The sequence below is a fragment of the Flagellimonas sp. 389 genome (assembly GCF_018449435.1).
In the GTDB taxonomy this organism is placed as follows: Bacteria; Bacteroidota; Bacteroidia; order Flavobacteriales; family Flavobacteriaceae; genus Flagellimonas.
This window is the reverse complement of sequence record NZ_JAHCMU010000014.1, coordinates 47,358-68,855: the sequence shown is the minus strand read 5'-3', so window position 1 is coordinate 68,855 and position 21,498 is coordinate 47,358. Positions and strand designations below refer to the sequence as shown.

The 21,498-nt window shown below is 38.8% G+C and carries 18 protein-coding genes; 2 read left to right on the top strand and 16 right to left on the bottom strand.

All coding sequences use genetic code 11. The features are described 5' to 3' along the window. Positions 1-34 precede the first annotated feature (34 nt). The 12 genes from KIM67_RS13045 to KIM67_RS12990 form a co-directional block, all read right to left on the bottom strand. Positions 35-1,888, bottom strand: coding sequence for a SulP family inorganic anion transporter (locus KIM67_RS13045; RefSeq protein WP_213831998.1), 1,854 nt, complete (start codon positions 1,886-1,888; stop codon positions 35-37). Between the two features lie 115 nt (positions 1,889-2,003). Beyond that, positions 2,004-2,630: a carbonic anhydrase family protein gene (locus KIM67_RS13040; RefSeq protein WP_213831997.1), complete on the bottom strand. Its 627-nt coding sequence runs from the start codon at positions 2,628-2,630 to the stop codon at positions 2,004-2,006. Beyond that, positions 2,614-4,221, bottom strand: coding sequence for a SulP family inorganic anion transporter (locus KIM67_RS13035; protein ID WP_213831996.1), 1,608 nt, complete (start codon positions 4,219-4,221; stop codon positions 2,614-2,616). The genes KIM67_RS13040 and KIM67_RS13035 overlap by 17 nt, the downstream gene beginning before the upstream one ends. Positions 4,222-4,289: 68 nt before the next feature. Then, a complete protein-coding gene (locus KIM67_RS13030) occupies positions 4,290-4,598 on the bottom strand; it encodes a hypothetical protein (RefSeq protein ID WP_213831995.1) in 309 nt (102 codons plus the stop codon). A gap of 55 nt (positions 4,599-4,653) precedes the next feature. Next, positions 4,654-5,418, bottom strand: coding sequence for an SH3 domain-containing protein (locus KIM67_RS13025; RefSeq protein ID WP_213831994.1), 765 nt, complete (start codon positions 5,416-5,418; stop codon positions 4,654-4,656). Beyond that, the gene (locus KIM67_RS13020) at positions 5,415-7,196 is read right to left on the bottom strand and encodes a BatD family protein (protein ID WP_213831993.1); all 1,782 of its coding nucleotides are present in this window, start codon (positions 7,194-7,196) and stop codon (positions 5,415-5,417) included. Before KIM67_RS13020 ends, KIM67_RS13025 begins: the two co-directional genes overlap by 4 nt. Continuing rightward, positions 7,196-8,077, bottom strand: a complete 882-nt coding sequence (locus tag KIM67_RS13015; RefSeq protein WP_213832054.1) for a tetratricopeptide repeat protein — start codon at positions 8,075-8,077, stop codon at positions 7,196-7,198. Before KIM67_RS13015 ends, KIM67_RS13020 begins: the two co-directional genes overlap by 1 nt. Then, positions 8,070-9,116 (bottom strand): VWA domain-containing protein, encoded by a 1,047-nt coding sequence (locus KIM67_RS13010; RefSeq protein WP_213831992.1) that lies wholly within the window; start codon positions 9,114-9,116, stop codon positions 8,070-8,072. The genes KIM67_RS13015 and KIM67_RS13010 overlap by 8 nt, the downstream gene beginning before the upstream one ends. Positions 9,117-9,122: 6 nt before the next feature. Next, positions 9,123-10,121 (bottom strand): VWA domain-containing protein, encoded by a 999-nt coding sequence (locus KIM67_RS13005; protein WP_163417379.1) that lies wholly within the window; start codon positions 10,119-10,121, stop codon positions 9,123-9,125. After that, entirely contained in the window at positions 10,122-11,795 is a 1,674-nt protein-coding gene (locus KIM67_RS13000; protein WP_213831991.1) for a BatD family protein, read from the bottom strand. Then, complete coding sequence (locus KIM67_RS12995) at positions 11,796-12,662, bottom strand: DUF58 domain-containing protein (RefSeq protein ID WP_213831990.1); 867 nt, start codon at positions 12,660-12,662, stop codon at positions 11,796-11,798. 87 nt (positions 12,663-12,749) lie between these two features. Then, complete coding sequence (locus KIM67_RS12990) at positions 12,750-13,751, bottom strand: MoxR family ATPase (protein WP_213831989.1); 1,002 nt, start codon at positions 13,749-13,751, stop codon at positions 12,750-12,752. A gap of 160 nt (positions 13,752-13,911) precedes the next feature. Between KIM67_RS12990 and KIM67_RS12985 the strand changes: the two genes are divergently transcribed. Next, positions 13,912-14,670 carry an SDR family NAD(P)-dependent oxidoreductase gene (locus KIM67_RS12985; RefSeq protein WP_213831988.1) on the top strand — a complete coding sequence of 253 codons (759 nt, stop codon included), beginning with the start codon at positions 13,912-13,914 and terminating at the stop codon, positions 14,668-14,670. Here KIM67_RS12985 and KIM67_RS12980 read toward each other — a convergent pair. Both KIM67_RS12980 and KIM67_RS12975 read right to left on the bottom strand, forming a co-directional pair. Next, on the bottom strand, positions 14,667-15,917 hold the full coding sequence (locus KIM67_RS12980; RefSeq protein WP_213831987.1) for an FG-GAP repeat protein: 1,251 nt from the start codon (positions 15,915-15,917) through the stop codon (positions 14,667-14,669). The genes KIM67_RS12985 and KIM67_RS12980 overlap by 4 nt on opposite strands. After that, on the bottom strand, positions 15,914-17,266 hold the full coding sequence (locus KIM67_RS12975; protein ID WP_213831986.1) for an FG-GAP repeat protein: 1,353 nt from the start codon (positions 17,264-17,266) through the stop codon (positions 15,914-15,916). Before KIM67_RS12975 ends, KIM67_RS12980 begins: the two co-directional genes overlap by 4 nt. Positions 17,267-17,454: 188 nt before the next feature. On the opposite strand from KIM67_RS12975, the gene KIM67_RS12970 reads away from it, so the two are divergent. Further along, the gene (locus KIM67_RS12970; protein ID WP_213831985.1) at positions 17,455-18,591 is read left to right on the top strand and encodes an ATP-binding protein; all 1,137 of its coding nucleotides are present in this window, start codon (positions 17,455-17,457) and stop codon (positions 18,589-18,591) included. On the opposite strand, the gene KIM67_RS12965 is transcribed toward KIM67_RS12970, so the two are convergent. Both KIM67_RS12965 and KIM67_RS12960 read right to left on the bottom strand, forming a co-directional pair. Then, positions 18,588-20,516, bottom strand: coding sequence for an alpha-amylase family glycosyl hydrolase (locus KIM67_RS12965; RefSeq protein WP_213831984.1), 1,929 nt, complete (start codon positions 20,514-20,516; stop codon positions 18,588-18,590). The two genes, KIM67_RS12970 and KIM67_RS12965, sit on opposite strands and share 4 nt — an antisense overlap. Then, positions 20,516-21,460 carry a carbohydrate kinase gene (locus KIM67_RS12960; RefSeq protein WP_213831983.1) on the bottom strand — a complete coding sequence of 315 codons (945 nt, stop codon included), beginning with the start codon at positions 21,458-21,460 and terminating at the stop codon, positions 20,516-20,518. The genes KIM67_RS12965 and KIM67_RS12960 overlap by 1 nt, the downstream gene beginning before the upstream one ends. Positions 21,461-21,498: the final 38 nt, after the last annotated feature.

Genomic DNA, 21,498 nt, shown 5'->3' with positions numbered 1-21,498 from the left:
ACTAGGACCAGCACGTATTGAAGCTATTATTTGGTTAAGGATTCTTAATGTTTCTTTCTATCCAGTTAATACAGCTCTTGAAATCGTTAAAAATATGTTCTCTTGCAATTAGATCTGGAATAATATCTATACGCTCCATCATATATTTTGGTTGTTCAAGAATAGCTACCAAGAGTACCTCTACATTGTTGTTCTTTAAATCCTGCAGCACATCTTCCATGGCATAAAGACCGGACTGATCTAGATATTGCATACGCCCCAATCGTATAATTACGGTTGTTGCGGTATATGGGATTTGTTGTGCCAGTTGTTGGAACTCGCTCGTTGAACCAAAGAATAGAGGTCCTTTGACATGTTTGATAAAAACTTCTTTAGCTAAATCCTTTGGAAAATCTTTCTCGTCTGCCCATGCTTTTTCGCTGGAAAGCGCTTTTACATCTGATCTTTGCGCAGTTAGATCTCCCATTTTTTTCATGAACATCAATGAGGCGAAGACCAATCCAATTCCCACGGCATATACTAAATTCCAAACAGAAGAAAGTACCATAACAGATAGCATGATAATGACTTCCGAACTAAGTTTTATAGGCCCTAACTTAATGTCCTTTGGAAGGTAGGGAATAGCTTTCAACCCTTTATAGTCCATAACACCAATACCTACGGTGACCAAAATACCAGCTAGCACAGCCGCTGGAATCTGGGATGCGACCGGTCCTAATGCCAGAAAAATCATCAATAAAAGTATCCCTGAAATCATACCTGAAAGTTTGGTTTTCCCTCCAGAATTTATGTTCACAACGGTTCTTATGGTGGCTCCAGCGCCAGGTATTCCTCCAAATAAAGCGGCTACGCTATTACCTATACCTTGCCCAACCAATTCTTTATTTGGTTTGTGCTTGGTCTGGGTCATGTTATCGGCAACAACAGAAGTCAACAAAGAATCAATGGCGCCAAGCAGGGCTAAAGTCAAGGCCGTAAATATATATGGGGAGATGGAACTAATTTTAAATGCGGTGAAAATTTCGAGGTTTGGTAAAGGTAAACCACTTGGGATTTGTTCAATGGGCCTATAGGCCAAATCAAAGCCGTAGGCTATGCCCGATACCAGTATCAGTGCAACTAACGTACTGGGAACAGCCGTAGTTACCCGTTTAAAGCCATAAATTATAAAAATAGTTGCCAAGGCCAACCCAAGTTCCAGCCAATTGATGTTTTTTAATGCTCTTGGTAATACTTTAAATGTTCCAACAACTCCAGAAGCATCTTTGGCCGCCAAGGTTTTGGCTTCTTTTTGCCTATCGGCGGGGGTTATTTCATCGGCTCTTTTTATGGTCTCTTCAAAATCCTCCAAGACCAATATACCTTCCCCTGCTTCATCTTTTAATATATTTTCAAGTATTTCCTCCTCTGCATCTGGCATAAACCGATTTACATACTCAGAATCCTCTTTGGGATAATAACCAATGGCAGGCAAGATCTGTGTCACTAAAATAATAACCCCTATGGCTGTCATAAATCCTGAAACTACAGGATAAGGGATGTATTTTATGTATTTTCCAAGCCCTAGTAATCCCAATCCAATTTGCATTATTCCCGCCAAAAGAAAAATAGTAAGTATTGCTGGAAGTGCTTTATTGATATCACCATCATTTATTGCAACTATACCAGCGATGACTACCATGCTTACTGCTGTCATGGGAGCGGTGGGGCCAGATATTTGAGTATTTGTTCCTCCAAAAAGCGCAGCAAAAAAGCTAATGAAAATTGCGCCGTAAAGTCCTGCACTGGGGCCAAGACCAGAACTAACACCAAATGCGAGTGCCAAGGGGAGTGCTACAATACCAGCTGTAATACCGCCAAATAAATCTCCTCTAAAGTGCTTGAACATGGTCTGCGCTTAGGTTATACCGTATGAATGTCAAGATAGCAAATTTGAGATACTAAAAAAGGCCAATAATGTGTTAAACACTGGCCTTTTAAAAATATTTTTTATGAAATCGATACTACAAATAGCGGACTTCCCCATTCGAAACATTGTACATGCCCCCAACAATGATTATTTCTCCATTTTCTTCCATTTCTTTGAGAACGGGACTTTGACGTCTTATGTTACCAATGGTCAGGCTTACATTTTTTTCAGCTACGGAATTCACAAAATCGATATTTTTAGAATTGCGCTGCGTTTGATCTTTGGGTTCGGCAACACCATCGACCGCAGGTTTTATTTTGTTTAGGAGCACTGTAAGATTGCCCATTCTTGCATCGTCACAGGCACCTTTTACTGCACCGCAGCTTGTATGTCCCAATACCACTATGATTTTGGTTCCTGCCAGTTTACAGGCAAATTCCATGCTCCCGAGAATATCTTCGTTCACAATATTACCGGCCACACGGGCGCTAAATATATCACCTATACCTTGGTCAAAAATCAGTTCAGATGAAACTCGTGAATCTATACAACTCAAAATTGTTGCGAATGGATATTGTCCCAGGGAGGTTTCGACCACTTGAGTCAATAAATCCCTTTTTACCTGACTTTTTTCAACAAAGCGTTTATTGCCTTCTTTTAAAAGTTCCCAAGCCATGCTAGGGTTAAGAGCAGCTTGGGTTTGTTTAGTTTGCGTAATCATTTTCTATATTTTTTTGTGATTCCTTGTCCAATTTGAAAAACTGAATATAGCTTTCTGGATTTTCTACTTCTCCTCTTTCGGAAATTAGTTTTATCTCTATGTGTTTATTTTTGGCTTTTTCTGAGAAATCTTCCAAGATCTCAATAATATCGTTATCTAAATAGCGAGTTTTTCTAACGTCCAATTCAAGATATGAATTTTCAGGAAGACTATCCAATTCCTTCAAGATGGCACCTTTGTTAAAAAATGTTACTTCTTCTGCTAAGGTCATTTTAATTTTATGGGCACCGTTGCTTTTATCCTCAATATGGAGAAAGTGGGAATTTTGATAGCTCTTTATCAAAATAACTATGATACCTACTCCTAAACCAAGACCAATACCTACCAATAAATCCGTGAATACGATTCCGACTACGGTGACTACGAAGGGAACAAATTGTTTCCAGCCCAGATGGTACATTTTTTTAAAAAGACCTGGTTTGGCCAATTTATATCCAACAATGAACAAAATGGCCGCTAACACGGATAAAGGAATCATATTGAGTAATTTCGGAATAAGTACTACCGAAATGAGCAGAAAAAATCCATGGATAATTGCCGAGGCTTTGGTTCTACCACCGGATTGAATATTTGCAGAACTTCTTACTATTACTTGGGTTACAGGTAGACCACCAAGTAAACCCGAAACACTATTTCCTATTCCTTGTGCCAATAGTTCTCTATTCGTTGGAGTAGTTCTTTTATAAGGATCTAACTTATCCGTAGCTTCCACACATAACAATGTCTCTAAACTGGCTACCAGAGCGATAGTAAACGCCGTAATCCAAATTTCCGGATTACCGATTACACCAAAGTTTGGAAACCGTAAAAGGTTTTTAAAAGAGTCTATACTCTCGGGAATGGGAACACTTACCAAATGTTCACTTGAGATTGCCAGTTGCTCGTTATTTTTAGTGAAAACAAAATATAATATACCTACAACGACTGCTACCAAAGGTCCTTGAATTAGTTTGAAGACCTTGGACTTCTTGCTCAATACTTGATCCCATAATATCAAAATAGCTAGTGCAATTACAGCTATAAGGGTAGCACCGGGACTTATAAAGTTTATAGCATTCAGAATTTCGCTGAACGTATTTTCTCCATCCACTTGAAAAAACGAAAAATCTCCTTCGGGGTCTTCATCATAGCCAAAAAAGTGAGGAATCTGTTTTAGAATTATAATTATACCTATACCGGTCAACATTCCCTTGATAACAGATGAAGGAAAATAATAAGCGATAACACCTGCCTTTAAAATGCTAAAAATAATTTGAATGATACCACCAAGTACTACAGCGACCAGAAAATTTTCAAAACCTCCCAGGGTACCTATCGCGGTTAAAACTATTGCGGCAAGACCGGCTGCAGGACCACTCACCCCAATTTGCGAATTACTGAGTGCACCAACCAATATACCGCCAACAATTCCTGCGATGAGGCCAGAAAATAAAGGTGCACCACTAGCCAGTGCAATACCAAGGCAAAGGGGAAGAGCAACAAAGAATACGACAATACTTGCCGGCAGGTCATTTTTTATATACTTGAACATATTATTAAACTGGATTGGTCTTCAAAATAAATAATCTTTGAAGAGGATTAGAAACTAAAAAAACAATTTTAACTAAAATTCCTAGGAGGTGGAACTACAATATCAGCATTAAAATTGGAAGCTGGAAAGGTATATCCAATGTGATTTAGATTTTTATTCTGAAGGAGAATAAAATGGGGTGACACATACTTGGGCAAGAACAAATCTTTTTCATCAAACTTCTTCTCAGACTCTTTTTCATGATTCTTTTCTTCTTCATTAGTATCTGCAAGAACAACAATATCATGTTTTTGGCTAAGCAAGGGCATAATGGACGGGGCCAAAATGGAGAATATCAGCAATAGCGCAATACAAGGAAATGAAATTGTTCTTAACACTGGGTTGCTTTTTACATGAATAATAGTAAAACTATTAATTTTTGTCGAACCTTGGCTAAAAATCTTTTAATAATCTTAGATTTTCACTCGTCAACCAGCCGGTTTGCCCATCTGCAAGCCTTATTTTTTTCCAATCTTCGAGTTCATCTAAAACATTGACTTTAGTTCCTTCATGTAGTGTAAATACAACTTCACTGTTGGTATTGGGCTCCGAAGTTATCTTGACTTCCGAACTGAAGATGATGGCAGGGTTATCCTTTTTAAAATCCTGATACTGGAGATATGCTATCAAGATGCTAAAAAAACCAAGAATCAAGGAGATGACACTAGTAATGAAAGCAATTCGTTTTTGAGTGGCAAAGCGCAAGAAAAAATATGCTAAATAAGCTAAAACAAATAGGAAAATCAAAGCAACTGCTAAATAGGACCACTGATCAAAGGATAGCATGTTAACAACATTGGAATACAACGCAGCAATATCTGTTTTGGGAATTTCCTCGACAGCGTCCAACCTCATGTTTTCCGCATAAGCAAGATTGTTAAGAATTTCGCTATCGTTTGGTTTCAACAAAAGCGCCTTTTCATAATAATAGATGCTGGGGCCAATGGCATTTAGTTTGTAGTGGCAATTGCCCAAATTAAAATAGAGTGAGGCAGAGTGTTCCCCGTTTTCTAATATTTGCTCATAATTTTCTATCGCCCGTGTATATTCCCCTTTGTTATAGTGTTCCGTAGCTCTTGTAAAACGGGCCTCGTTTTGGGATACTCCGAGGTAAACCGAAAATAGACAGATTAGTATGGCCAACTTTTTTATGCTCATAATTGTTTGTCCAATTTAGAGATTACTTCGCTTGCACTATCGTAATCATGCTTCATTTGAACATCGGAGAAGGGACTATAGCGAGCCATTTCACAATTTTTGAGTAAACTTATGAATCCATCAATATCAACAGTGTCCACTTTCTTTTCGGTCAAGATAGCCGTGATTTTTTCTTTGCTGAACTCCGTAGTTTCAATTTTTAATTTTGCCTTAAGGTAGTTGTGAAGGCCTTTTTCCAAAGCTACATAAAATGCTTCCTTGTTGCCAAGTTCCTTTTTAGCGGTAGAAAGGTATTTTCTGGCAAGTTTATTGGCCTTCTTTATTTTGTTGCCTACGACATCACTTGCAATTGCCTCTTTTTTCTTAAAGGAGAACACGGCAATGGGAATCAATACTAACGGCAAGAACAATAGAAGATAAAAATTGTTGGAACCAAAGAAATAACTGGTTCCTATTTTACTAAGATTAGGATTCAATTTTATAAAATGAAATTGCTTTCCTGTGGCAACCACAAATTGTTTATTGCTAGATGAAGCAGTTGTGTTTGAAGAAGAATTTACAGGACCCTCCAGCACTTCAATGTTTATTTCCTCGGAATTTAAAGTAACGTACTTCGCTGTCTTTGGATTAAAGTAGCTAAAGGAAATACTGGGTATCGGGTATTTTCCTCTGAATGAAGGAACTATGGTGTAATTATCGGCCACTTTTCCTTCCATTCCAGAAATCAGGGTACGTACGTTTTCATCGTACTCAGGTTCGTAAACTTCAAGTGCGCTTGGTAGTTCGGGTTCTGGCAATTGAAATAATTTTAAGTTTCCTTTCCCGGATACTTCTACTTTTGCCTGTAACGATTCTGATGCATTCAATCGTTTCTTGCTCGATGTTACCGAAAATTTAAAGTCTCCAACAGCACCACCAAAATTAGCCGGTTTCCCCGCTTCTGGCAATGCTTTTACGTTTAATGTGCGTCTGCCTGCCGATACAGTTTTGCTCGTTTGTGTGTAAATACGTCCACCAAAGAAATCCCTTCTGTTCGTTGGAACATCCACAAAAATCTCAAGTGAAAGTGGTTCTATTTCCAAGCTTCCAAATTTTTGGGGATAGAGCACGACTCTTTTAAGGACAACATAGCGATAAGGCTTTCCCTTATACGTGCCATTCTGGGCACTATGTTTTGTTACTGGGATATCTTGGCTCCAGAAATTGTTGTACTTAGGGTTATCCAAAGGGCGATAGTTTGTAACACTTATGTTTGGACTTACATATAGTTTGTATACAACGGTTACCGCTTCGTTCAGGTATGGATTCCCCTTGGACACTTCTGCAACAAGATGCAGGTTTTCATCTGCTACGTCGTCCACGGTTTTCTGGTCGCTTGGCTTATCGACAGCTGCAGTGACTTCAACTGTTTTTGAAAGCGTTTTATACGTTTCTCCACTAATTTCTATAGTGGCCTGTTTTATCGTAAACTTTCCTCTTGCCGTAGGAACCAGTATGTAGGAATAGGATTTTGAATAACTACGTTTACCGTTTATCCAAGAGGAGCTTATGGATTGTGAAGGCCCCATAACCACTTTAAAGCCTTCAAAAGAGGGAGGATTAAAATTATCCCCGTCCTTGTTCATGGTAAAGTCTACCCGTAATCGTTCATTTATACCCAGTTTTTCCTTGCTGAGCTTTACCTCAAAAGTAACCTCGTTTTCTTGAGCATAGGAATAGAACCCCGTAAACAGGGAGATATTCAAAAGGATAATAAAACAGTACCATGTCTTAATCATCACCAATCCTTCTCATTTTTGATTTTCTTGCCCTTCACTTTTTTTGCCTCCATTTTTTCTTGTACTTTCTTTTCCTCGTTCTGCATGGCTTCTAGCAGATTCTTAATCTGTTGCTTAGAAAGTTGATTGGGTCTTGGTTGTTGTTTTTGTTCTTGGGGTTGGTCGCCTTCATTTGGCTTTTTCTTTTGCTCTTCTTTCTTATCTCCTTCACCTTCTTTATTCTCTTCGGGCTTGTTTTCCCCTTTATCTCCTTCATCGCCATCATCTTTGTTCTCATCCTCATTCTGTTCCCCTTCATTCTCCTTATCGTTCTCTCCCTTATCGTCCTGATCCTGATTTTTGTCTTTCTGGTCTTCCTCGTTCTTTTTGTCCTTATTGTCTTGGTTTTGGTCGTTCTTTTGTTCGTCCTGTTGTTTTTTTAGCATTTCTTTAGCTAAGGCCAGATTATAACGGGTCTCCTCATCTGTCGGATTATTTCTAAGGGCTTCCTTGTAGGCTTCTACAGCCTTTTGATATTCCTTGTTCTTCATGAACACATTGCCCATATTGTGATAGGATTTGTGTTTTTCTGGTTTGGATTCTGCTGTCTCGCCCGCCTGTTTAAACCTACCAAAAGCCTCTTGAAAGTTTTCTCTATTATAGTAGGCATTGCCAAGATTAAAAGGCGCAACGGCATTTTCACCGCTTTTAGAAATTGCTTTCCTGTAGTCTGCTTCAGCAGTTATAAAATCATTTTCTGTAAGTTCCTTATTTGCTTCCCAAGTAAGGTTTTTTGAAGCTGTAAGCGATTTTTCAGCCTCTTTCTCTGCTATATCGTCCTGCGCTTTTAAGGTTATCGTTATCAAAAGAAACAGGCTTACTATTAATCTTATCTTATACATCATCATGTTCATTAAAAAGATTTAGTTTTTTCAACCATTTTGTTTTTCTGTCCAAAAGGAAGATATCCAAAAATAAAAATAATAGACCTATACCCAAGAACCATTGAAACTGGTCTTTGTATTCTGCAAACTGTTTGGCCTCAAATTCTTTTTTGTCCATTTGGTCCAATTGTTCTTTGATTAAATCCACGGCATCTTCTGTATTGGAACCATCTATATATTCACCATTTCCTTGATCGGCTATTTCCGATAAAATTGTCTCGTTCAGTTTTGTGATGACAACTTCCCCTTGCGAATCCTTTTTCAAACTTTCGACAACTCCTTTTCGTTTGATGGGTATTGGGGCACCTTTTGGTTTTCCGACACCTATGGTGAAAATGCGGATACCGCTTTCTGAAGCGGACTCCACAGCATCCAAAGTCGTACTTTCTGAATGATCTTCTCCATCGGAAACAATAAATAAGACCCTATTGGTTTGCTCGGAATCATCATAATAGGTACTTGCCAAATCTATTGCAGCGTTTATTGCCGTTCCTTGCGAAGACAGCATATCGGTATTCATACTCTGCAAAAACATTTTTGCCGCTCCATAATCCGTTGTTATAGGCAATTGTGGGTAGGCTTGTCCGGCATAGGCTATAATTCCAATACGGTCGCTAGCCAACTGATTGATGATTTCAGAAATGAGCCTTTTTGCTTTTTCCAATCGGTTTGGCGCAATATCTTCGGCCAACATACTTTTAGAAACATCCAAGGCAAAAACAATGTCCACACCTTCACGTTTTACGGTCTCCAGTTTTGTGCCAATTTTAGGGTTTACAAGTGCAATAATTAGAAAAGTAAGGCCCAATGAAAGAAAAATAAGTTTTAAGGCCGATTTTAATTTTGATTTATTCGGGGCCAATCGTTTTAACAACTTTTGATCTGCAAATTGACGTTGCGTCCTTTTTTTCCAGATTTGAAGAAAGAAGAACGCAAGAACTATCACTGGAACAATGGCCAGTAAGTAGAAATATATTTTTTCGTCGAGCTGAATCATTCTTTTCTAAATAAAACTTTTAAAAATTGAGTTTCGTAATGCCCATTCCAATAATAGCAAAGCTCCTGCCAATAATATTAATGGTCTAAATTTTTCTTCGTATTTGTAATATTTGAACTCCTCTATTTCGGTTTTTTCCAGTTTATTGATTTCGTCGTAAATGGCTTCCAACTTTTCGTTGTCGGTTGCCCTAAAATACTTTCCACCTGTAGCAGTAGCGATTTCCTGTAATAATTTTTCATCTATTTCCACTTGGCGCATTCCGTACCTAAAAGTTCCATCTGCATTATAGGCAATTGGAGACAGTGCATTACCATTGGTGCCAAGTCCTATGGTGTAGGTCTTTATACCAAATTCAATGGCCAGGTCTGCAGCAGTGTTCGGTTCAATAAAGCCAGAATTATTGACTCCGTCTGTTAAGAGAATAATAACTTTGCTTATCGCCTTACTTTCCTTTAATCGGTTTACCGAAGTTGCCAATCCCATGCCTATAGCGGTACCATCTTCGAGCTCTCCATAGGTAATTTCCTTTAGGGCACGCAGAACAATGGATTTGTCACTTGTAATAGGGGTCTTGGTATAACTTTCACCGGCATAACCCACCAAACCGATACGGTCGTTGGGGCGCTGTTTGATAAATTCTCCTGCAACTTCTTTTAGTGCAGATAGTCTGTTCGGTTTTAAATCGCGGGCCAACATACTTGACGATACATCTATCGCCATAACAATGTCTATTCCCTTGGTTGTCTTGGTTCTGGTAGAAATATCCTCGGTCTGCGGTCTTGCCAATGCCATTACAATAGCTGCAAGTGCTAAAAGACGAAGTACAAAAAGTACAGGCCTTAACTTTGAAACCAAATTATCAACGGTGAATCCTTTTATACTGGAAATTTTTAAGGATGCGACCTGGTCTTTGCGTTTAAAAAAATACCATAGCAAAGCCACTGGAAGCAAAAGTAGCAACCAAAAAAATTCCGGATTTGCAAATTCTATATTTTTAAACATTTATGTCTGTGTTTTTACGTCCACGGCACTCAATATTCTATCAACTATTTGCTCGGCATAGTCATCACCATCTTCCCAAGTAATGATAATCTGCTGCATAAATCCTTTACCTCCAAAGGATAGAATAGTGTATTTGGCTTTTTTTGATTCGTCACCGTCTGGATTTTTAAAATTGCCGGTACCAAATGTCTTTATACCCTGTATTCCAGATTTTGTGGCAAATTCTTCTTGTTTGGTAATAATATTCTTGACCCCAAGACTTTCAAATGTTCCCAAGGTAGCACCAATGGCTGCTTCAAAATCAGGGTCTGTTTGTTCTTTGTAGGTGATAGAACTCGTTGTGACCGAGAAGATGCCTACATAACTTCCATATGAAAAAGTCTGCAGTTCTTTAATAAGCTCTTGGGTTTCTGGAGGTAGTTCTATTTCTTTTCGAAGGAGGACCTCGGGCGTTTCTATGTCTATAGGAGGAAAGCCGTATGAACTTGAGACCCATTCCCCTTCCAATAGTTCTTTTGTAGGGTAACCAAAAACCGTATCCCTAACTTCTTTTACTCCAAAAAAGACCAGTGAGAAAACAATACTAAAAACTATAATTCCAGCAAAAATTGCCGCTACCCAATAGATTTTCTTGCGTTGTTTTTTCTTTTCGAGCTCTTCCAAGTACTCCTCGTTCTTGAGCAATTCTTCCTCTGTGGGTTCCGGTAGCGCCTCACGGGTTTTTACGACGATTTGCTCTACAGCTTTTCTATCCTGTTCGGCTATTGAGGTTGAGGGTTTGGACTTGGCAAATTTTACCAAATCGGCGGTTTGTAATATGTTTTGAAATTGCTTTAGGGTCTCATCGTCCAATTTTAGTTCACCTGCATCTTTGAGCATTTCCAGTTTTGCCATTAACTGTCCTGTAGTACTTTCTAAAGCGGATATATTTACGTCTTCTTCCAAGTAGGAGCGGACGATATCCGTAAGTTCTGAATAATATTTTTTATACTCGTCCTGAATAAGGTATCTCGAATTTTCAAGTTTTTTAAGTTCAAGAAGGGCACGATCATAAGGTGGCAACAATGCTTCTTTTTCTTCTTCTGTTAAAGGTTTCTTCCTCAAAAAGAACCAATAAAGTAAACCACCTATTATAACTAATACCAGAATTATCCAAACTACCGTTTTCCAGACGTTGGCATAACTCTTTTCAACCTGGATCAAAGGTTTTATGTCGAACATCTTCTGCTTGGTGGTATCCACTGCGACATCGGTTACTTTTATGCGAAAGGAATCGGTTAGGAAAGGTTGTTCGTTGATAGCTATCCGCTGCTGCGGAATAGTATATGCGCCACTATCAAATTGGGTTAGTGCATATACACGTTGAAGAGTCACTTTGTTTTTGTTCTTTACCGTATCCATCATTATGGCGTCAACCGTCTCTAAAGGTGAAAAGGTTTGCCCTTCTGGAAAATGTACAATATCAGTTGAGTCCGTCTCTACTGTAATTTTATATTGTATCTGCTCTCCAATTTTAATGTTCGTAGTATCAATTTCCGCTTTGACTTTAGAACTTTCCTGAGCAGAGAGTTCTTGGGAGGTAAGAAATACAAATAAAAAAGCCCAAAGCGTCAAGAACCAAGAGTTTTGGACGCTGTTTAAGCTGCACTTCGTATTTCGTACTTCGAACTCCATTTATCCTCTTCGTTTAAAATAACCCAACAATTTTCTTACGTAGCTTTCGTCCACTCTACAGTTTATAACACCACAACCCGATTTGGTGAATGAATCCAAAAAGTATTCGACTTTTTCTTTATGAAATTGCCCATAAGCGTTACGTACTTTTTTGGATCGTGTGTTAACCAATTGTAGTGCCCCGGTTTCGGCATCTTGCATTTGTACCATGCCTATATTTGGAATGGCTTCTTCTCGTTCATCAAAAACCCGTATCCCCGTAACGTCGTGTTTATTGCCAATAATGCGAAGTGTATTGTTATAATCGTCAGCAATAAAGTCTGAAAGCATAAAGACTATGGCCTTCTTCTTCATTACATTGGTAAGAAATTTTAGCGCTTGCGCAATATTGGTCTGGCTACTTTTTGGTGTAAATTCCAAAAGCTCACGAATAATACGAAGGACATGGCTTTTTCCTTTTTTTGGTGGAATATATAGTTCTACTTCATCTGAAAATAAAATTAATCCCACTTTATCATTGTTTTGAAGGGCAGAGAACGCCAAGGTTGCCGATATTTCTGTAACAACTCCTTTTTTAAACTGATTTGTTGTTCCAAAAAGTTCGGAGCCACTAACGTCCACCATTAGCATCATGGTGAGTTCCCGTTCTTCTTCAAAAACTTTTACGTAGGGCTCATTATAACGGGCGGTTACGTTCCAATCGATACTTCTTACATCGTCCCCAAATTGGTACTGCCGTACTTCGCTAAAGGTCATACCCCTACCTTTAAAGGTAGAATGGTATTCCCCACCAAAAATATGGTCGGAAAGACGTCTTGTCTTTATTTCAATTTTACGGACTTTTTTTAGTAGCTCTTTTGTATCCATTTATAAGTAAACAGTGTTTAGCCGTCAGTATTTAGTGGTGGAAGGTTATTTAAAACCACCAACTACAACTGTCAACTGTAGACTTTTCTAGGGTACTTCTACCTCGTTGACAATCTTGTTTATGATTTCTTCGGAAGTGACGTTCTCAGCTTCGGCCTCATAGGTTATTCCGATACGGTGCCGCAATACATCGTGCACAACAGCTCTAACATCTTCCGGAACGACATATCCTCTTCTTTTAATAAATGCATAGCATTTGGAGGCATTTGCCAAATTGATACTTCCCCTTGGAGAAGCACCAAAACTGATCAGGGGTTTAAGATTTTCAAGATTGTATTTTTCTGGATAACGGGTAGCGAATACCAAATCCAATATATATTTTTCTATTTTCTCATCCATATAAACCTCACGCACTGCTTGCTGCGCACTCAAAATCTGCTTTAGGGTAACCACTGGTTTTATAGGTTCGTTGGCGCCCTTTAGATTTTGCCGCATGATGAGTTGTTCCTCATTGAGCTTGGGATAATCTATAACGGTCTTTAGCATAAAACGGTCAACCTGAGCTTCGGGCAAGGGGTATGTTCCTTCTTGCTCAACTGGGTTTTGCGTTGCCATGACCAGGAAAGGGGCTTCTAATTTAAACGTCTCGTCCCCAATGGTAACTTGCCGTTCCTGCATGGCTTCCAGTAATGCTGACTGTACTTTTGCTGGAGCCCTGTTGATTTCATCCGCTAGAACGAAATTTGCAAAAATTGGACCTTTTTTTATCGAGAAATCATTCTCTTTCATGTTGTAAATCAAAGTTCCAACAACATCTGCAGGTAAAAGATCAGGCGTAAACTGAATTCTACTAAAATCTCCTTTAACTGCTTTTGCCAAAGTGTTGATCGCCAAAGTTTTTGCAAGACCTGGAACCCCCTCCAATAGGATATGACCCCTGCCCAAGAGACCAATGAGCAATCGTTCCACCATATGTCTTTGACCAACTATGGCTTTGTTCATTTCCAGAGTGAGCAAATCAATGAATGCACTTTCCTGGGCAATTTTCTCATTCACAGCACTAATATCTATAGTAGTGTTTTCTTCCATAGGAACTTTTAAAAATATTGTGTTAATGTATGTGTTTATTCTAAGAAGTGCAAAATGAAAATTAATTTAAAATCCGTCTGTTAATTAATGGTTAAAAAAAATGGCAAAGCCCTAGTTTTGTGAAGTATTTAAGGGTTTAATTTTTTATTTTCACCACAACATGGACGGTATAAAAACGGTATTGGTCACTGGAGCGACCAGTGGAATAGGAAAAGCGACAGCCACTTTACTGGCAAAAGAAGGGTTTCATTTGATAATTTGTGGGCGCAGGAAGGAATTATTACATGAACTTAAAGAAACGTTGAGCAATTTTACCAATGTCCACACTTTGAACTTTGATGTCAGGGACAAATCTGCTGTTTTTGAAGCAATAGAAACATTGCCCGAAGCATTTTCTAAAATCGATGTGTTGGTGAACAATGCTGGAAACGCACACGGATTGGACACCATCGACCAAGGAAATATAGATGATTGGGATACTATGCTCGACATAAATGTAAAAGGACTTTTATATATGTCGAAAGCGGTATTGCCACAAATGGTAAAGCGTAAATCTGGTCATATCATCAATATAGGTTCGACGGCCGGTAAAGAGGTATATCCAAAAGGGAACGTATACTGTGCCAGCAAGCATGCTGTAGATGCCATAAACCAAGGGATGCGGATAGACCTGAATGCACACGGGATTCGAGTTGGAGCGATAAACCCGGGACTGGTGGAAACGGAGTTTAGTGATGTCCGTTTTAAGGGAGATACCGAAAAAGCCGAGAAAGTGTATCAAGGGTATCAGCCTCTACAACCAGAGGACATTGCGGACATTATTCACTTTGCGATTACAAGGCCCTATCATGTAAATATTGCAGATTTGGTAGTGATGCCAACAGCTCAGGCCAGCTCTACGATAATCAAAAAAAATTAACGGTCCACTGTATACGATGCTATTTTTAGAGTTGGATAGTTGTCGAATAGGATTGTGATGGAATTTTTTGAAGGAATGAATTCATATTCTAAGACCATCCCATGGGTTCCTATTATTGTTCCAATATTTTTCCATCTGTTATCCTGCCTTTCGTATAGGTGGATTACTTCTGGGTAGTCATAGAAATCGTTGGATTCGGCATCTGATGATAATAGTGTCTGTCCGTTTTCATGGATTGAAATGATTTCGCCTACAATACTATCTTTTTCAATTTTAAAATAATCAGGGTTTTTGATCCACTTTTTTCCATCGAATTCAAAGAAAAAACGTTTGTCTTTTTCCCTGCGTGTATGACTTTTTACCAATAAGCCCTTTCCATTGGGTGCAAAAGACATTGATAAACCAAAAGACTGGTAAGGATAATCGCCATGTATTGTATTTCCTTCCTGCTCCCATTCTTTTAGGTTGGTATTAAAAGCAAATACTTTAACGCTGCCTGAACTTGGGCCGTTTACATCATCAAAAGGATTACCGAATGCTACTTTTGAGCCATCTGGGCTCAGTGCCACATAATTTAAAAAGTTACCTCCACTGTAATCTTCAGGTTCTAGGTGTTTTACGACAATAGGTTCTCCCTTTGGAGACCATTTCTTTTCGATTCTTTCAAATAATTGTACGGAGGCATATGTTAAGTAAGCCATTTGGGGGAAAACAATCAATGTATTGCCATCATCACTAAGTTTTACCTCATTAAAAGAGCGATATGTACTGGTTTCAATATCGAGGGTGTCTATAAAAGTCCATTTCCCATCGGAAGATTCGGCGGTTACTATGTGAGTGGAACCCTCGTAATAGGCCAAATGTCCCGCCACAAGGCGTGGTTTGGTTTTTGCCATTGAAAAAACACCTGCTTGTGCCATCAAGGCGGTATCTCCTTTTTTTGGGATATGTGCATTCCACTGCTTGTTCTCATCTTGTTCAAAGAGCTTGGCGACCATTGGAATATATGTAGTATCCATGGGTTTTTCAAAATCGGCGACACCGATGGTCAAAGGTGATTGGGAAACAAATAGATTTTTTTTTCCACTATTGGATATAGGACTTTTTTCTAAGGTTATAGTGTTTCCAACTTGTTTCCAATTTTTGGATGTATATTTTTGATTTTTGTTGTTTTCAGAACACGAAAATAGAAGCCCAATCGAAAAAAAGACAAGCAGTAAACGACATAATAAGTGATGTGTTTTCATTTTTTCTTGTTTTTATAAACTAAGACTTCTCCGTAGCCGGTGTCGTCGTCATCTATATTGCAATTGCCCATAATGAATGTATTGCTGTCATTGCTCAAGGCGATGGAAGTTTCAAAATTTTCATAAGCCTGATCACGTTTTATTTTTTCTCCTTGAAACTGCCACTGGCCATCCCTAAAATTGAACAATGAAACAAAGTTCATATTTAACGCTTTGGAATCATCGTCTCTTCCGTAACTACTGACCAATAAGGTACCGCCCTCATTGTCCAAACAAACTTCCATGCCAAAAGCCCCCAAGTCTATACCATAAATACGTTCTCCCTTAAGTGTGTAGCTTCCTTGGGAATTTAGCTGGTAAGTATCTACAAAACCGGTTAACAAATCTTCTCCATCATCAGTGGTTTTGTAGGTTTGATAGCCGTTACATCCAATGGCAAGAACAGACCCGTCATAATTTAACGATACACTTTCTCCAAAACCAGGGGCATAATCTTCATTTGATAACAAGGGATTACCAACACATAGCCAAAAGGAACCATCCCATTTGAATACCAATACGCTCTCGGTGCCCGATCCGGTAGTAGTATAATCGGCATCTGAATAAAACCGTTCACTAAAACCGGTTTCCGAACCAACAGCTATAGTGCTGCCATCACCACTAAGGCTTATCGAATTACCAAAATATGGGACTTCTACGATTTCCATATCTATACGAACATCATAAATACTTTCTTTATCCGACAAAAAGATTTTATCCTTTATTGCATTGCCCAATGGTTTCCATTGGCCGTTATTTAAATTGTATACTTGTACATGTCCGGTATCTTTATCGCTTTTTTGGTTTTTGGGCGAACCAACGGCCAGTGTTTTCCCATCATCGCTTAGGGATACGCTTTTTCCAAAATTGTCATAAGGATTTTCCCCTGTTAAGTCTTGCCCAAGTTGTTCCCATCCATTTTTGGTAAACTCAAAAACTTGGACCAGTCCTGCCCTTTCACCATTGGAATTACTGTTGGGGGCGCTTATCGCCACAATCTTTCCCGTTGCGTTCAGCTTTACTTCATAACCAAAATGCCCGCCTATCTTCTTCCCGTGCAATGGCTTTCCAAGAGGTTGCCATTTATCATTTTCGTTCTTTAATATTTTTACTTCTCCACCGCCTAAAGCCGCTGTGTCATTAAAAGGAGCGCCCATAGCTATAATGCTTCCATCTTGACTAATGTCCGTTGCATAACCAATAAAATCCCCAGGTATTTCACTGGTAATAATCGGTCCTACTTTTTTGAAATCACTGCAACTGAAATTCACCAATGCTGTACAAATCAAAATAAAGACACACTTTTTCATTTGATCAAAAGTTTTGACGATTCCAACAAAAATACGCTTTACTACTCTGGTACATACCCCTGTTTTCCGTGTTTTGGATGAACGGACCTGAGAATGCCCCTGCAATGGAAAACTAGTTAACATCTTATCAACCATAGGCTTTTAAAAGGTTTGGTTTTATAACTTTACAAGGGCTATCCTATTTTGCTATGATCAATAAACGCCTTCTTGTAAAGAACCTTTTAGCACATAATGATGAGAATAGCTTTTACGATAAAAAGAGGTTCATATCCATTGGCGAGAAAGAAGGTAAGGCAAAGTTTTTAAAGCATGTTTGCGCACTTGCAAACAGTAATCCTATAAACAATTCTTTTATTGTAATCGGCGTAGAGGACGAGGACAATAAGATTGTGGGGGTAGATTTCTTTGATGATAGTAAGATTCAAAATTTGGTAAATGCCTACTTGGACAATCCCCCCATCATTTCATATGAGAATATCCCATTTCCGCATTTACCAGAAGGCAAGGTTGTGGGATTGGTCACCATAAGGTCCAACGGTAAGGTATGTGCACTTAGGAAAAACATATGGAAATATTATGGTGGGGCCGTGTTCTTTAGGGAAGGCAGTATAAGCCTGCCCAAAGCTTTTGATATTGAATTAAAGGATATTAATTCTGAAGCCGTAGCGACCATAGAACTACATGCCCGCAATAACATAGAGCTCACTCTTGATGCGGTCATCAATTTTATGAACAATAGGCATGCGGACTTAACTAGCGATTATAAGGTTTTTAAAGAACAATTTGTAGTCTGTTGGGCAGGGAATAAAAAAAAGGTCAACAATAAAAACTATTATTCCAGAGTAGATATTGAATTGATCAATGAACAGGTCAAATTGTTTTATTCTGCCCTGGATGAGATTACCATTACCTACGATGACGATTCATTCAGCACATTGGAATTTGTACAGCTGGGATTGGGTTCGCAACAAAAGTATTTTCCATTAGAAGAAATGGTAATTACTTTTTCCGATAATGGAAAGTATACGATAAATAGTAAACTGGTTTTTGAACCACCACAGTATGATAAAAAAACACTACATCATGTTTTAAATATTAATAATTCTTTGTTGCAGAAGCTGGAAAAGAAAATCAAATTGAATCAGACAGAGGAAAAAGATTTGACACACCTGCCTGCAACGTATCTTATTTGCTACCTAAATGGATTTGAAGAAGCCAAGGAACAAATGGAACTTGCCCGACCATTATTGAAATTAGCAAACAAACGTGTTTATGGTTCGCTAAAGGAGTCTTTGCGTATTTTGAGAAAAGTGAGATACAATTAAGACTTTTTAAGCCAAAGTATTTGATAGGGCATTAGTTCCAGTAACCCACTTTTTAGGAATACTTTTTCGTCAGAGACCAAATCTTTTGGTTCGCCTTTTGCAAAGTAACCGAGTTTTAAGATCCAACTTGCTTCTACTACTTGGGGATTCTCATCAAAATTACAGATGACCAATAATCCATTTTTGAGATTGTCCGTTCTTTCAAAAGCAAGAATATGGTCATTTCCTGTATAGCATAAAGCAAAGCTATTACCATCTGCAAAAACGGGATTTTCTTTTCTAAGAGCAATCAACTTTTGTAATGCAAGGAATATTTTGGATTGGGGCAAACCCTTCTTCTCCACTTCGGCAATAATCTCCCAATCCTGTTGGGGTCTGTTTACCCAGCGGCTATCTTCTCTTTTTGAATCGTCCTTCAAAAAAGAATAATCGTTAAGTGTACCTATTTCGTCCCCGGCGTAAATCATGGGGATACCCCCAAAAGAAAGAATGATTCCATGTAGCATGATGATTTTTGATAGGGCTTCCTGAATAAGAGCGTCATCTTTCTTGTCCAACCCCTTTTCCAATCCTAATAAAGATGCTGCGCTTCCAGTAATTCTTCCGTCACCGGTTTTTGGATTGTGCATAAATAACAATCCCCGTGCAGGAGACCAGTCCAATCGCTGGCAGTAGTAATCCAACAAAAATTTTCGGTGCTGCTGTGGATTCCAACCCATTGCTTCAATAAACCTGTCGTCGTATCCTAGGCCTATATCGTCATGGCAACGTATGTAATTGATCCACGTACAGTCTTTTGGTTTTGCAGGAATATTGGTCAAGCTTCTGTACAACAAGTTGGTTTTTTTTGTTGCAATGGAGTTCCACAATAGCGCCATTAAAGACGCGTTATAAGCAACTTCGCATTCATTGCCCTCTTTTTGGTCTTCTCCAAAATATTTGATAATTTCTGTAGGCGCTACAATGGCTTCGGCCAAAAATATTGTTCCTGGCGCTATTACCTGTAAACACATTCGGAACAATGTAATGAGGTTGTGCGCTTCAGGAAGATTTTGAGAGTCAGTGCCTATTTTTTTCCAAAGAAATGCCAGTGCATCGAACCGTACCAAGTCGATACCCATATTGGTCAGTTTTACCAAGTTGGTCAACATCTCCATGAATACTTCTGGGTTGGTATAGTTAAGATCCCATTGATAATCGTTGAAAACGGTCATCACCCATCTATCCATTTCAGGTATATGAGTGAAATTACCGGGCGAAGTTTCTGGGAAAACCTCTGGCAAGGATTTTTCAAATTCCTTTGGAATGGTTTCGTCTTCAAAGGTGTAATAATACCCTTGATATTTTTTATTGCCCTGAGCCGCTTTTTTTGCCCAAGGAAATTCATTGGAAGTATGATTGACCACAAAATCCAGCATCAAGAACATATCTTGTTTTCTTAGCGCTGCCGCCAATTCAAGTAAATCTTTTTTAGTACCATATTTTTTATCTACCTGATAATAACTATTCACTGCATAACCTCCATCATTTTCACCTTTTGGACGTGGGGTTATTGGCATTAAATGTAAAAAGTTGATCCCCAATTTTTTTAGGTAGGGAATTTTTTCTTGAAGTCCTTTTAGGTCTTCATTAAAATGTTCCACATACAATTGCATCCCCACCATTTTTTCTGAGAGATACCAATTGCCTTCTTCCAATCTTTTTAGATCTTGCTGCTTAAGGGCCTCAGGTCTTAGAGCAAATAATTTTGGAAAAAGGTCGAGTAACTTCTGAAACGCATCCAAATGTTTTTCTTCAGAGTAAATTGAAAAAAACGATTGCTGGATTAAACTCAGGTTTGTAGCTAAACGTAGATTGAGCGGTGTTTCAGGGTTCTTCTCCTTTGATTTAGAAGAAATCAACTGGTGTAAGGCGGCCTGGTTCATTAATCTTCAAGCTGGGATTTAGTGGGCATGGCAGCGATTGCACCATAGTCGGTAGTGGTAAGTGCTCCAGCTTTGTTTGCTTTTTCAACCATTTTCAACAGGATACTTCCGTCCTCAAAAAGTTGATTAAAATTGTCCAAGACAGCAACTTGTTGTAAAAGACAACCGATAAAAGCATCACCAGCACCAGTAGTATCCACAGGTTTAACTTCAATACTTGGTACAATCTTTCTAACGTTGTTCGCACTTAACAAGGTTCCTTCTTTGCCCAGTGTTATCGTAATTATTTTTGTGCCAATTTCATGAAGAAAACCACAGGCTTCGTGAATATCTTCTTTGCCCGACAACAATTGGGCTTCTTCTAAACTGAATTTGCACAAATGGGATTTTTCGACAAAAGGCATGCACTTTTTAACGAACTGCTGCTCGTTTTCTTTCCAAAGATCACTTCTAAAATTTGGGTCGAAACTTATAAACATGTCCTTGGTAAGCGCATCGAACAAATACTTACCATATGTTTTTTCAAGAGTACCTCCCAAAAGTGCCGTTGCTGCGCCTAGATGTAGTAGATTCCCATTGAAGTCTTTTCTGAGCTCTGCTTCATAGGCAAGTTCCTTATCGGCACCTCTACTAAAAACAAAATCCCGTTCCCCATCTTCGGCCAATGAAACAAATGCAAGGGTTGTAAAAGTTTTGGAACGTTGGACAAAAGAAACGTCAACGCTTTCCCTTTTTAAGGTGTCAATCAAAAAATTTCCAAAAGGATCATCTCCCACACACCCCACAAAAACACCTCGGCCACCAAGTTTTGAGATAGCACAGGCTACATTTGCAGGAGCTCCGCCAGCTTTTTTGGTGAACTCAATGGCTTTTGAAAGGTCGTTGCCCTGTTTTTCGGCAACAAAGTCTATTAAAAGCTCGCCAATACAGAAAACTTTTCTCATACCCCGTATTACTAATTAGGATATCCAATGTAAGGAGA

What these genes read in the sequence shown, in the direction of transcription:
- KIM67_RS13005 (WP_163417379.1), bottom strand. Translation starts at nt 10,121, where the DNA reads ATGTTTAAAAATATAGAATTTGCAAATCCGGAATTTTTTTGGTTGCTA.
- KIM67_RS13040 (WP_213831997.1), bottom strand. Translation starts at nt 2,630, where the DNA reads ATGATTACGCAAACTAAACAAACCCAAGCTGCTCTTAACCCTAGCATG.
- KIM67_RS13000 (WP_213831991.1), bottom strand. Translation starts at nt 11,795, where the DNA reads ATGGAGTTCGAAGTACGAAATACGAAGTGCAGCTTAAACAGCGTCCAA.
- KIM67_RS13020 (WP_213831993.1), bottom strand. Translation starts at nt 7,196, where the DNA reads ATGATTAAGACATGGTACTGTTTTATTATCCTTTTGAATATCTCCCTG.
- KIM67_RS13025 (WP_213831994.1), bottom strand. Translation starts at nt 5,418, where the DNA reads ATGAGCATAAAAAAGTTGGCCATACTAATCTGTCTATTTTCGGTTTAC.
- KIM67_RS12965 (WP_213831984.1), bottom strand. Translation starts at nt 20,516, where the DNA reads ATGAACCAGGCCGCCTTACACCAGTTGATTTCTTCTAAATCAAAGGAG.
- KIM67_RS13045 (WP_213831998.1), bottom strand. Translation starts at nt 1,888, where the DNA reads ATGTTCAAGCACTTTAGAGGAGATTTATTTGGCGGTATTACAGCTGGT.
- KIM67_RS12970 (WP_213831985.1), top strand. Translation starts at nt 17,455, where the DNA reads ATGATCAATAAACGCCTTCTTGTAAAGAACCTTTTAGCACATAATGAT.
- KIM67_RS12980 (WP_213831987.1), bottom strand. Translation starts at nt 15,917, where the DNA reads ATGAAAACACATCACTTATTATGTCGTTTACTGCTTGTCTTTTTTTCG.
- KIM67_RS13015 (WP_213832054.1), bottom strand. Translation starts at nt 8,077, where the DNA reads ATGTATAAGATAAGATTAATAGTAAGCCTGTTTCTTTTGATAACGATA.
- KIM67_RS12995 (WP_213831990.1), bottom strand. Translation starts at nt 12,662, where the DNA reads ATGGATACAAAAGAGCTACTAAAAAAAGTCCGTAAAATTGAAATAAAG.
- KIM67_RS12985 (WP_213831988.1), top strand. Translation starts at nt 13,912, where the DNA reads ATGGACGGTATAAAAACGGTATTGGTCACTGGAGCGACCAGTGGAATA.
- KIM67_RS12990 (WP_213831989.1), bottom strand. Translation starts at nt 13,751, where the DNA reads ATGGAAGAAAACACTACTATAGATATTAGTGCTGTGAATGAGAAAATT.
- KIM67_RS12975 (WP_213831986.1), bottom strand. Translation starts at nt 17,266, where the DNA reads ATGAAAAAGTGTGTCTTTATTTTGATTTGTACAGCATTGGTGAATTTC.
- KIM67_RS13035 (WP_213831996.1), bottom strand. Translation starts at nt 4,221, where the DNA reads ATGTTCAAGTATATAAAAAATGACCTGCCGGCAAGTATTGTCGTATTC.
- KIM67_RS13010 (WP_213831992.1), bottom strand. Translation starts at nt 9,116, where the DNA reads ATGATTCAGCTCGACGAAAAAATATATTTCTACTTACTGGCCATTGTT.
- KIM67_RS12960 (WP_213831983.1), bottom strand. Translation starts at nt 21,460, where the DNA reads ATGAGAAAAGTTTTCTGTATTGGCGAGCTTTTAATAGACTTTGTTGCC.